General features: G+C 61.5%; 15 protein-coding genes. 10 read left to right on the top strand and 5 right to left on the bottom strand.

Annotated elements, in window-relative coordinates:
* Positions 1 to 199 precede the first annotated feature (199 nt).
* The gene (locus RKE40_RS28900; RefSeq protein ID WP_316021612.1) at positions 200 to 781 is read left to right on the top strand and encodes a transglutaminase-like domain-containing protein; all 582 of its coding nucleotides are present in this window, start codon (positions 200 to 202) and stop codon (positions 779 to 781) included.
* Between the two features lie 222 nt (positions 782 to 1003).
* Here the strand turns inward: RKE40_RS28900 and RKE40_RS28895 are convergent, their stop codons facing one another.
* The 5 genes from RKE40_RS28895 to RKE40_RS28875 form a co-directional block, all read right to left on the bottom strand.
* Positions 1004 to 1192, bottom strand: coding sequence for a hypothetical protein (locus tag RKE40_RS28895; protein WP_316021611.1), 189 nt, complete (start codon positions 1190 to 1192; stop codon positions 1004 to 1006).
* A gap of 141 nt (positions 1193 to 1333) precedes the next feature.
* Positions 1334 to 1552: a hypothetical protein gene (locus RKE40_RS28890; RefSeq protein WP_316021610.1), complete on the bottom strand. Its 219-nt coding sequence runs from the start codon at positions 1550 to 1552 to the stop codon at positions 1334 to 1336.
* A 48-nt stretch (positions 1553 to 1600) separates the two neighbouring features.
* Positions 1601 to 1855 carry a hypothetical protein gene (locus RKE40_RS28885; protein ID WP_316021609.1) on the bottom strand — a complete coding sequence of 85 codons (255 nt, stop codon included), beginning with the start codon at positions 1853 to 1855 and terminating at the stop codon, positions 1601 to 1603.
* A 164-nt stretch (positions 1856 to 2019) separates the two neighbouring features.
* A complete protein-coding gene (locus RKE40_RS28880; protein ID WP_316021608.1) occupies positions 2020 to 4095 on the bottom strand; it encodes a catalase in 2076 nt (691 codons plus the stop codon).
* Positions 4096 to 4502: 407 nt separating this feature from the next.
* Positions 4503 to 4898, bottom strand: a complete 396-nt coding sequence (locus RKE40_RS28875) for a PRC-barrel domain-containing protein (protein ID WP_066467580.1) — start codon at positions 4896 to 4898, stop codon at positions 4503 to 4505.
* A 275-nt stretch (positions 4899 to 5173) separates the two neighbouring features.
* Between RKE40_RS28875 and RKE40_RS28870 the strand changes: the two genes are divergently transcribed.
* The 9 genes from RKE40_RS28870 to RKE40_RS28830 all read left to right on the top strand — a co-directional run bounded on the left by RKE40_RS28870 (position 5174) and on the right by RKE40_RS28830 (position 11441).
* Positions 5174 to 5470: a PepSY domain-containing protein gene (locus RKE40_RS28870; protein ID WP_316021607.1), complete on the top strand. Its 297-nt coding sequence runs from the start codon at positions 5174 to 5176 to the stop codon at positions 5468 to 5470.
* 26 nt (positions 5471 to 5496) lie between these two features.
* Positions 5497 to 6033, top strand: a complete 537-nt coding sequence (locus tag RKE40_RS28865) for a general stress protein (protein WP_291639927.1) — start codon at positions 5497 to 5499, stop codon at positions 6031 to 6033.
* 67 nt (positions 6034 to 6100) lie between these two features.
* Positions 6101 to 6613 carry a cupin gene (locus tag RKE40_RS28860; RefSeq protein WP_316021606.1) on the top strand — a complete coding sequence of 171 codons (513 nt, stop codon included), beginning with the start codon at positions 6101 to 6103 and terminating at the stop codon, positions 6611 to 6613.
* Between the two features lie 72 nt (positions 6614 to 6685).
* Positions 6686 to 7246 carry a type 1 glutamine amidotransferase domain-containing protein gene (locus RKE40_RS28855; protein ID WP_316021605.1) on the top strand — a complete coding sequence of 187 codons (561 nt, stop codon included), beginning with the start codon at positions 6686 to 6688 and terminating at the stop codon, positions 7244 to 7246.
* Between the two features lie 196 nt (positions 7247 to 7442).
* Positions 7443 to 8432 (top strand): L,D-transpeptidase family protein, encoded by a 990-nt coding sequence (locus RKE40_RS28850; protein ID WP_316021604.1) that lies wholly within the window; start codon positions 7443 to 7445, stop codon positions 8430 to 8432.
* 168 nt (positions 8433 to 8600) lie between these two features.
* Positions 8601 to 8894, top strand: a complete 294-nt coding sequence (locus tag RKE40_RS28845) for a SemiSWEET family sugar transporter (protein WP_291639934.1) — start codon at positions 8601 to 8603, stop codon at positions 8892 to 8894.
* A gap of 999 nt (positions 8895 to 9893) precedes the next feature.
* Complete coding sequence (locus tag RKE40_RS28840; RefSeq protein ID WP_316021603.1) at positions 9894 to 10139, top strand: hypothetical protein; 246 nt, start codon at positions 9894 to 9896, stop codon at positions 10137 to 10139.
* Between the two features lie 185 nt (positions 10140 to 10324).
* Complete coding sequence (locus RKE40_RS28835; protein ID WP_316021602.1) at positions 10325 to 10912, top strand: cytochrome c oxidase assembly protein; 588 nt, start codon at positions 10325 to 10327, stop codon at positions 10910 to 10912.
* Complete coding sequence (locus tag RKE40_RS28830; RefSeq protein ID WP_316021601.1) at positions 10857 to 11441, top strand: c-type cytochrome; 585 nt, start codon at positions 10857 to 10859, stop codon at positions 11439 to 11441. The genes RKE40_RS28835 and RKE40_RS28830 overlap by 56 nt, the downstream gene beginning before the upstream one ends.
* The last annotated feature ends 93 nt before the right edge of the window (positions 11442 to 11534 follow it).

Raw genomic sequence — 11534 nt, 5'->3', positions numbered from 1 at the left:
AAGCGCCAGACCATCCAGCAGAGACGCTTGCAGCATCAGCTGAAGGCCGCATAACCTCAAACCCAGATGAGCCAGAGCCTCCGTTCCTGAGACATCGAAACAGCCTCAAATCATCTGACGACGGACACCCTCGACAGAACTGGCATGCGATACCGGTCCCGACGGCGAGCGGAGCTTCCGGGCCTGTCTGTCCGGGGAAGTGACAATCTCCTACGACGCCGTGGTCGACAACGGCACACGCGCGCTCCTGCCCTCGGCCGCCCGGCAGCACCTCTGGAGCGAACTTCCAGCCGACGTTCTGCCCTATCTGCTTCCAAGCCGCTTTTGCCCCAGCGACCAGTTCCAGCGCTTCGCATTGCGAGAGTTTGGTCAGGCGGAGGACGGGGTCGCTCGGGTCATGTCGACCATGGAATGGATAAATCGAAACGTAGATTATATGTCCGGCGTCAGCACCGCCGAGACCGACGCCGCGCACACATTCACGGTTCGCGCCGGCGTTTGCAGAGATTTCACCCACCTAGGCATTACGCTTTGCCGGGCGCTGTCCATTCCATCACGAGCGGTCAGTGCCTACGCAGTCGACCTGCAGCCGCCTGACTTTCACGCGGTCATGGAGGTCTTTCTGGATAATCGATGGTGGCTCGTCGATCCGACCAGTCTCGCTCCGATCGAGGGGCTGGTCCGTATCGTGCACGGGCGAGATGCCGCAGACCTTGCATTCCTGACGACCGACAAGCCCTGCCAACTGATACGCCAGGACATCTTGGCTGAAGCGATCTGAAGACACAGTTCTGCGGTGGTCTCCGACAATCCGGACAGGCGGGAACGCGGAGCTAGCGGGTCGTCGGGTCCTGGCCGGCTCATCGATCTTCGGGAAACTGGCGGCCGATCGCGGTGAAGATGGCAAGCTCCCGGCTGCCTTGCTCGCTCAGCAAATGCGGTTCCATGCTTCAAAGCCGGCCTGACCGCCGCAAGCAATTGATGCCGCACCGATGGCCCCACCTTATTCACCTGGCCCGGCGGCTGGCTTATCTTCCGATTTCATATCGGGCTTGTCCGCTTCGCCAGTATCCTTGTCGGCGTGCGGATCGATCGAAACCTTGTTCAAGGAGTCCTTGTCAGGGGCACCCTGAATCGACTTTGCCCGCTCTTGCTCTTCAGGGGAGAGCTTGTTGCCGTGACCGTCACGCATGGGTTCCTCCATCACCCCACCCCCGCAGCAACCGCCCAACCCACAGCAGGTTCCTTTCAGGTCACTGCGCGCGCGATGCCAGTGGTGCTCCGCTTGCGGCTGAGCTTGCAGCGGGCCAGTGCCGACCTCGGCACCGTTCGACTACTGCCTTGGCACTTTTTTGGCCTGCTCCTGCGCTGCGCGCGCGAGCATGACTTCCAGTTGGACAAGCACCGTCGGCGAGAGGACAAGCCAAAGATCTGCGTCGGCTTCCGTCTCTAGCTTGATCATCGCGCCCTCCCCCATATCCGTACTGACGACGACCTCGGAGACATTCACGACCGGGATCTCGATAATGGGCTTTCCAGTTGTAGACGGCATCCAAAGCTACTCCCCGACAGCCAGCCGGTAATTGTCCGATTAATGACCCTACGCGGGAGAGCGGAGCAGCCTGGCAGCTGAGATCAGCTTTTCCAGCTCTGGGCCGTTTAAGGCGATGTCGCCAGTTTCAGCGTGGACGCGCACATCCGGAAGGGGCTCGCCTTCAGTCGCATCGGCGAGAAACAGCAAGCATTCATTCAGGGTGCTGAAATTTCTCGCCGGGGTCGATGACATCCAGAACTGTGCGGTGGATGGCGCTTGGCCGTACCGTCGAAGCGTTTCGAAAGCCGCATCTCTGGTCATGGTGCAAAACTCCGACTCCACGGCGACATAACCGGCTGCCAGAGCGCTGGTTCCTGTTCGGCTGCGACGGCAAAGCGCAGCAGGGACAAAAACCAAGCGCCTCGAGGAGGAAGCCTAGAGGCGATGCCCGCGAGCAAGCTCATCGCAGTCGCCGGCTCACTGCGTCAGGCCAGTGAGCGTATCCGGGCTTCTCGGTCCCATTGCCGCGTGCGAGCAGCTTCGACAACGGCAGTTGGGTCGTCACTCAACGCAACGATACCTGCATCGACGAAGACGCCAGCCTTTTCCAGCAGCGGCCTTGCTTGGGGGCTAAAGCCTATCGCTTTGAGATGGCCAAAGGCGTCTTTGGTGAAGTCGAGCGCCGCGGCATCATCAAGCAGGTCGCTACAGCCTTCTTCGGACAGGACGAGCGCGACTGCGTCGAAAATCACCGAAGGGCTCCCGGCCAGTTGACCATCTGCCTTCAGCTTCCCGCCCTTCTTCAACGAAACGCCGCCTATCCTGGGCGCGACGATCTTAATCTTGCCACCCTCCGCTTCGACTGCTGTCTTGAGAGCATTTATCATCTCGCCATCGGCGCCGTCGGTAACGAGGATGCCGATGGTTCGGCCTTCCAGCGTCTGCGGGTACTTTCCGATGATACGAAGGGCCGGCGACGCCTCCATGTCCTGTGGGGCGAGAGCGGGCTGAGAAGCCGTCGGCAGCGGCATCCCGAGAGCATGAGCGACCCGCTTGGCCAGGGTTTCGTCGACATTCCGCAAATTGGAAAGCATGCGCACTCGGACGTGCTCCAGAGCGACCTTCGACAACTCGAAAGCCAGAGCGCTGGCGATGTGGGCCTGTTCAATCTCCGTCTGTGAGCGGAAAAAAAGCCGAGCATGTGAATAGTGGTCGGCGAAGCTCTCGGCGCGGAGCCGAACCTTCGCTCCATCGAGGTCTTTGGCAAATGTTCGAAAGCCACCGCGTGGGTCTTCACGAGGCCCGCTCTCCTCGTCCGCTTCATTCAGACTGTTGGGCTCGTAGTTGGCGCGGCCGGCGAAGACCTGCGTCTGCATCTGGCCATCGCGCTGGAGGTTCTGGAAAGGGCACCCCTTCGCCCGATTGATCGGAATCTGGTGGAAATTCACCGTACCCAAACGCGATAGCTGCGTGTCCTGATAGGAAAACAACCTCCCCTGCAGCAAGGGGTCCTCGGAAACGTCGATGCCGGGCGGCATATTGGTCGGAAGAAATGCGGCTTGCTCGGTTTCGGCGAAGAAGTTTTCGGGGTTCCGATTGAGAAGCATTCGGCCCACCATCCGGACTGGCACGAGCTCTTCCGGGATCAGCTTCGTTGCGTCCAGGATGTCGAAGGGCAATGCATCAGCATCCTTCTGACTTAGGAGCTGGACCCCGAATTCCCATTCAGGGAAGTCGCCCGCAGCAATCGCTTCATACAGATCGCGACGATGGTAGTCGGGGTCGGCACCTGCAATCTTGACTGCCTCATCCCAGCAAGTCGATTGCGTCCCAAGCTTGGGACGCCAATGGAACTTGACGAACGTAGCTTCGTCACGGTCGTTCAGCAGGCGGAACGTGTTGACCCCGAAACCTTCCATCATGCGGTAGGATCTGGGGATCGCGCGGTCCGACATCGCCCACATGATCATGTGCGTTGCTTCAGGCATGAGGCTGACGAAATCCCAGAAAGTGTCATGGGCGCTCGCCGCCTGCGGATAGCCCCGATCGGCTTCCATTTTGACCGCGTGAATCAGGTCCGGGAACTTGATGGCGTCCTGGATGAAGAACACCGGGATGTTGTTGCCAACGAGGTCCCAGTTACCTTCCTTCGTATAGAATTTGACCGCGAAACCCCGAACGTCCCGTGGGGTGTCGACCGATCCGGCGCCACCCGCCACGGTCGAAAAGCGGGTGAAAACCTCGGTCTTCGCTCCGACTTCGGTCAGGATCCTGGCGCGAGTGAATTCCTCAAGCGAATCCGTGAGCTCGAAAAACCCATGGGCCGCCGAACCCCGTGCGTGCACGATCCTCTCGGGGATGCGCTCGTGATCGAAGTGCTGGATTTTTTCGCGCAGCACAAAGTCTTCAAGGAGGCTAGGACCTCGTGAGCCGGCCCGGAGCGAGTTCTGGTTGTCGCTGACCGGTACGCCATGGTTCGTCGTGATCCGCTGTTCACGCCCCGTTGCGGTCTGATGTGTTTCACCGGCATTTCCCGGTTTGGATTGCTTGGTCCCCTTCATAAGCCGATCTCCCTGAATTGCCCGGCTCGGCGGCGCCAGAGGCGGCACCGCACTCATTGGCCAACTCAACGCTGCGCGACGCCTGCCGTTCCCGGGGGCGCCTAATCGACGCTCCGCCTTCGTTCAGCGCTCCCATCGAAGCAGGCCGGTTCCTCCCCAACGCCCGTCCCTTGGCCGGAATACCGCCGACCTACGGCTTTTGCTGCGACGGTCTCACGACGCCTCCGGGCGATCGCTGCCGAACGGGCTCGCTTCTGTCGAATGGGATCCGTGACGGCCACCTGCGTGGCACACCTTCCCGATATCAATCCGACGCGATCGACTGCGGGCTTTGGCCCGCGGCGGGCCCAAGAGGGAGCCCCGCCCACCGGAGTCAGCGGGGCCCATGCCGAGCAACTAGCAAAGCGCTATTTGGCGAAGCGGCCTTCGTATTTGAACTGGGGCGCAGCCTTCAGCTGATCCTTCGTTGCGTTGATCCGGGCATTCCACTTTTTGTCGGCTTCATTCCAAGTGATGGCGATGGAATTCGGGCTGACCGCGACATAGTGGGTTCCCATTCCGAGGAAACCGCCGACGGAAAGAATGTACGACGCCAGCGTGTTGCCGACGACAACGAGATCCTCGATCTCGCCTACGGTTTCGTCGCCGGCATTCTTCACGTTCAGGCCCTTGAGACTGCTCCCAAGCGCTGAAGCCTGATTAACCTCCGTGAACATGGGCGGCTGAGCCAATGTCGGCGCCGACTGCGCAAAAGCGGCGCTCGTCAGCAGCGACAGGCCAAGGGTTGCAACGGTCATGCGCATGGGAAACCTCTAGAGTTCGATTTGCACCCAGGAGCGCTGGGCGGCCAACGTGGATCTGGCAGTGATCCAATCCTGCCTGGCCGCAATTGTTCCGTGGCATTCCAGACGTCGGAATTTGACAAGGCCCTGGAAGACGCGATCGCGTCAAAGCCTCCGGGAAGCGCCTCCTCCGCGTCGTCCGACGGCGTCCAAACCACCTCCAAACTGGAACTAATTTTGGCTGCCTCCGTTCTCTGCGGCATCGGCCTTCAGGCCTGCGTTCTCGGGAGGAACACATGAAAAAGCTCGTCATCACCGCGATAGTCGCGTCGTTCACGTCGCTGGGAGCGTTTGCACAGACGTCGACGACGTCGCCTGCTCCGGCGCCAGCCCCGGCGGATGCGAATGCTCCGCTTCCGGGAGCGAACAGCTTCACCGAAGGCCAGGCCAAGAGCCGCCTTGAGGCCAACGGATATACCGCCATCGGCGAGCTCAAGAAGGATGACAACGGCGTCTGGAAGGGCACGGCCACGCATGGCGGTCAGCCGGTCACCGTAAGCGTGGACTATCGCGGCAACATTACCCGTCACTGACCAAGGTCGCTGAAAGGAGATTTGAAATGCCCCTCACAATTACCCGATCGTATGAGCAATACGCCACTGCGGCCGCGGTCGTGGAGGAGCTGGGAAATGCTGGCTTCTCGGACAGCGACATTAGCGTCATCGGGCACCGCGAGGATCACGAGGACAGCAATGCCGGGGAAGGTGCAGGCATCGGAGCAGGCGTCGGCGGAGCGGCCGGGCTTCTCGCAGGCCTGGGCATGATTGCCATCCCCGGGATCGGACCAGTCGTGGCGGCAGGATGGCTCGCGGCAACAGCCGCCGGGGCGGCGGCCGGGGCGGCTGCAGGAGGCATCATCGGTGCCATGACAAGCGCCGGCGTCGACGAGCGGGACGCGCACGTCTACGCCGAGAGCGTCCGGCGCGGCGGATCCGTAGTTTCGCTTCGCACTGCTGAGGAGCGAGCGCCAGAAGCGGAGGCGATCATGGATCGCGCGACACCGATCGACATGGCGGTGCGCCGAGCCGACTATGAGCGCGAAGGCTGGACTCAGTTCGATGCCAACGCGACGCCCTATGTCAGGCCAGGCATCTGACCGCGAATAATGGATTGAAAGCCCTGCCCGGCTCCAGCCTGGCAGGGCGCGAATGAAAGGCGAAGCGATGTCGACGCCAACCATTCTGGCGCTGCCTTTCGAAGAGCGGGGCAGCATCCCCAACAACCAGCGCTTCCCAGCACTCGTCTATCGGGCGGCATTCGGGCGCCATATCTCTGATCTCGCGAGCTTGATGGAAGAGCGCTTCGATCATAACGGCTGGCCGCCAGCTTGGCGTAACGGCATCTACGACTTCCACCATTATCACTCCAAAGGCCACGAGGTCCTCGGCATTGCGCACGGCTCGGCCGAGTTGATGATTGGCGGCGCAGGAGGACGAGAACTCCAAGTGTCGGTCGGTGACGTGATCCTGCTCCCCGCCGGCACACGTCACCGACGGCTGACGGCCACCGCGGACTTGCTGGTTGTCGGCGCCTACCCGCCAGGCCAAAGCGGCGACATTCTGCGCGACGCGCCCACTGCAGAAATCCGAGCCGCTATAAGCAAGCTCGCCAGACCTTTGATGGACCCGGTCTTTGGGCGGGATGGTCCGATGCTCCAGCTGTGGGACGGATTTTGATTGGCGAGCTTTGTGGGAACGCTTCATCGCTTCCTTGGTTGGTCTTCGAACCCAATCAGTGAGGAGCACGCCATGAGCGCCCTGAACGGCAAGGCCATTCTGATTCTCGCAACGAACGGCTTCGAGCAGTCGGAGCTCGAGCTGCCGCAGACGAGATTGAAGGAAGCGGGAGCGGACGTGCACGTCGCCTCGCTGGAGCCCGGAGAGATCAAGGGCTGGGACAACAAGAACTGGGGCCGCGCCGTGAATGTCGACAAGACCCTGGACGAGGTCGACGTCGCCTCCTACGACGCTCTCGTTCTTCCTGGCGGCCAGATGAATCCCGACGCGTTGCGCGGCGACGAAAACGCTCTCGCGTTGATCAAGGCCTTTTTTGATCAGGGCAAGGTCGTTGCGGCCGTTTGCCATGCGCCGTGGCTCTTGATCGATACGGGAATCGCAAAGGCTCGAAAGGTGACGTCCTATAAGACGATCAAGCAGGATCTCATCAACGCCGGCGCCCAATGGGAAGATGCCGCGGTGGTAACCGACAACGGCGTGATAACCTCGCGCATGCCTGATGATCTGCCAGCCTTCATCGCCAAGATCATCGAGGAGCTTCAGGAAGGGAAGCACAGTCGTCGGGCAGCCTGACGACTTCTGGGGATGACCGCTTTGAACCGCCATCGCGGTCATTACCCCTGCCTCTCCCCCGGATGTGCGAGCTCGGCTCGGCAGCAGCTGCCGACCGGATTCTGAAATCTCGCTAGCTCCAGCAATGAGTAGGAGGGAACTGTCAGCTGCGGCGCAGCGTTAGCGACAGATATTTTCGCAGCAACGGTCCCTTCTTATGCGCATCCTCAATACTCTAAAACGCCAAGCGGCCTGGATGTGCTGCCTGGCGCTTGCGATCGGAAGTGCCGAAGCCCTTACCTTGGATGAGATCAACAAGGCCGGGCCTCCCGTTCCAGGACGGAGCAAGGTGACCCGACCCACATCATCGATTGTGAAAGCGCAGGTGCTGTTGGCGCGCCAAGGCATCTCACCTGGCGAGATCGACGGCATCGATGGCGAGAATTATCGGAAAGCGGTCGCGAACTTCCGAAGCCGTGCGAAACTCGGCAGTGGCGACGTTATGGACGCTGCAACATGGCAGGCTCTGCTTGAAGCAAGCAGCAGCGACATCATCACCAAATACAGCATCACCGAGGAGGATGCACGGTACAGCTACGTCAGACGAATACCGCACGATTACGCCCGTCAGGCCCGTATGAAGCGACTTGCCTACAAAAAGCCGGTCGAAATGTTCGCCGAACGATTTCACATGAGCGAGAAGCTATTTATCGCGCTTAACCCGGACGCACGCCTTCGGCGCCGCGGCGAAACCCTTTATGTTGTTGCGTCCGACCGCACACGACCGACCGATGAAGTCACGCTGATCCAGGCTGATAAGACCCGCGGCACGCTGAGTGCTCTGGATGCTACTGGAAAGGTCATAGCTAGCTACCCGGCGACCATAGGCAGCGAAGATACGCCATCGCCGGAAGGCGAACATCAGGTGGTTCGCGTGGTGAAGAACCCCACATACCATTACGATCCGGCCAAAAATTTCCAGCAGGGGAAGAACAAGCGCCGGCTGGTTTTGCCAAAGGGACCCAACAACCCCGTTGGAACGATCTGGATCGAACTCTCGAAGCCCACTTTCGGCATTCATGGCACCCCCGAGCCGTCGCGGATCAGCAAGGCATCTTCCCATGGCTGCATCCGGCTGACGAATTGGGATGCCGAGGAATTGGCGCAGATGGTCAAGCCCGGGACGCTCGTTCGGTTCGTGGATTGATCGGCTGCGCGCTACGAACTCGTCCTGCATGTGGCGTCAATGATGAGCGCCTCATGCCTTACGAAACTCGTTGGTGCGATGAACTACCCAACGACGGAACCGTAGATTAGGTCGGTCGTTCTCCGCGGGAGGCCAGCACGGCCGCCGATTTACTGGGGGAGCTTGTCCGTGAACTGGATCACTGTCGCTGGCGCGCTAGCCGCCTTATGCTCAATGATCAGTTTCGTTCCACAAGCCTGGCGCATCGTCAGGAGCAGAGATACCAGCTCGATTTCTCCAACGACGTACGGCTTCACCGTTTCAGGCTTCTTGCTCTGGACCATGTATGGAGTTGGGCTCGGAGAGTGGCCCCTGATCCTCACAAACAGTGTCTGCTTCCTGCTCGCCTTGTTCATCCTGGCCATGACGCTTCTACCACAGGAGAAAAAGGACGCGGTTGCCGACAAGATTGATCCAACTTGACTCGATGCCTCGGCCTCCCCAGCCTAGGGAGGGCGGAGATATGTGGCATGTTGCGGCGCGTTATTTCATCCGACGTTCGTGGCGCCTGGATTAGGGCGGCTATCGTGGTGGGGTTGGGGACCCTGATTGCTCTCCCACTCGTCTGAGCCCGTTCAGGCGGGAGGCATTGTTCCGCTTAAAGCGCGGCTATGCCTCTCTCGCCCGCCAGTTCTCGCCGTTCAGGAGCTCGATCAGCCATTGCCGCGTTCCGACTTCGGAGCCTCTGACGGTCCGATAGGTCGGCACTTTCAGAAGGAGCGCGCCACCGCATCTTCGAAACGAGGCACGGACCACACCTCCATCCCCCAAACTCGACCAGGCATTCTCCTTCGGCCAGACCGTCGTCGGCAACGATGACACGGGCGCCAGGGAAGGCGTGACAGCCTGTAAACGGATCGTACCTCAGCGGCTATCCCGCCATCGTGCACCTGGAAGCGGATCGCGCCGGCAAAACCTCGGTTTGGACAGTGCCCGTTTCGCAGTATTTTTGAGCTGCTGCGCGGAAGCGTTCTCAAGCGGGTGTGGACGCAATTGGCGAAACGAGCGGCTCGGGCAACGAACACGCCGCATCGGTTGAAAGTAGGGAGTCTGCATCGACCCGCGCGGATCGGCAAAGAGCCCTAGCGATCGCTCGGACGCGGGATTCGTCCATGGCAGTGACTCCTACGCGAGACTCAAACTCGCAATCCAGTTGCCATGAACCTCCGCGGCTCACTCAATCAGCGGGCCAGGCTCCTGTCGTCGGCACGCGGAGAGCGCGCCGCGGTGTCTGATGTTCGCTGCCCCTTGATGCCGTCAGAACAGGCAGCACTTCGTCAGAACGGCCGTCAGAAACAACACCGATAGTCGACGAGCCCGTGTGCGTGCTGCCTAGAGCATCGTGTGGAACAATCGTGCAGCCCAACGGTCTCCCTATCGGTTGCGACGGCTGAACGCGCGGCCTGATCGAGGTGTGGTGCAATGAGCAATGCAAACGACAGCGACATCAAGCAGGCGGCCGCCCGCGCCGAGAGGCAGAGCGAGTTGCCCGGCGGCGCAGCGGTGCCACCCATGCGCGCCGACGACCATTCCAGCGAGGACCCTGCTGTGGCGACGCCAGTTGAAGGCCGGCAAGGCTTCCTCGGACGACCCGTTTTGGTTGTTCTGATCGGAGGACTTCTATTGGCCGGGCTGGCCTGGGTGATCCTTCACTACGCGGTCCGGTAGGAATGATAATCGCCGCGCCAAGGCTGTGCGCCACAGCGGAGTAGTGAGTCGGCTGGCGCCCTCTTCGAGCGATTGGCGGGGAACCCAGACCGCATCCACCGGTTGTCATACCGGGGGGAGAGCGCTTGCATCACGTCCATCGGCCAAGCTCAAGCACCGTTCCGGTCCAGGCCGGCGCCCTAACCTTGCTCGTCGCCGGAGGGGTGACGCTGCCACTGGTCGAACCCGGTCCGCTGTCCGTGCAGATGATGCTGCATCTCGGGTTGATGAACATCGTCGCCCCCGTCATCGCAGTCCTGCTTCGCCATCGCTTCGACGCCAGCACCTCGATCCTTCCCGCAGGCCTTGCGCAGATAGTTGCCCTTTGGGCGTGGCACGCCCCGACGATGCAGCAGCTCGCGGCGAGTTCGGGGCTCGCGCAACTCGCTCTCATCGCAGTCCTCGGCGTCACAGCCATCTGGTTCTGGTCGGCCGTGATCGCGTCTGCCGATTGGCGAGCCCTCGCCGCCTTGCTGCTGACAGGCAAGCTTGCCTGCCTGCTGGGGGCACTCATGGTTTTCGCCCCGCGCGATCTCTACGAGCTGCCGGCGCTTGCCCTCTCGCTTTGCGCGACCGGGCCCTCGACGATCGCCGACCAGCACCTCGCCGGCCTGCTGATGATCACCGCCTGTCCGCTGAGTTATCTCGTCACGGGCGTGGCGCTCGCTGCCAGGCTGCTTGGTCGCCTCGACGACAGTCCCAGATCCGACGATGCAACCGCTCGCGCACGCTAGGCGGACAGCGGCGTGGCTTCTTGCGGCGCCGTCCCGCGTTTTGGTCGCGGCCGTTTCTGCCCTGGTGTTGGTACTGGCCGGCGCCGTGCTGTTCGCCTGGAGCGGCGTCTACAATGTCGCGGCGAGCACCGGCCATTTCCGCGTCGTCGACCACTTCCTGCGCTTCGGCATGGAGAATTCGGTTCGGGCGCGCGCTCCTTCGACAAGCCTTCCGCCCGGTATCGACGAGAGCCTTGTGCGCCTGGGCGCCGGTCATTTCCATGCCGGCTGCGCCTACTGCCATGGCTCACCGGGGACGCCGATCAGTCCGGTCGCCGCGAGCATGCTGCCGCCGCCACCGGTTCTCACCGAAAGGGTCGGTCGCTGGAGCGACGGAGAGCTTTTCTGGATCGTCAAGCACGGGCTGAAATATGCCGGCATGCCGGGCTTTCCCTCGCTGCACCGCGACGACGAGATCTGGGCCGTCATCGCCTTCCTGCGCCGCTTGCCGAGCCTGGATGTGTTTCGGCGTGCAAGTTTGACCCCGTGAGGCGGGGGATCGGCATCCAACTTTGACCCCCTTGAGCCGGTTTCGGTGAGACTGCCCGTCCTGGTTTCGGATGGGCGGGCGGGGGATGAAGGG

It is taken from the genome of Allobosea rubneri (assembly GCF_032464875.1).
GTDB lineage: Bacteria > Pseudomonadota > Alphaproteobacteria > Rhizobiales > Beijerinckiaceae > Allobosea > Allobosea rubneri.
Note: the sequence above shows the minus strand (reverse complement) of the source record. Positions and strands in the feature narration are given on the sequence as shown.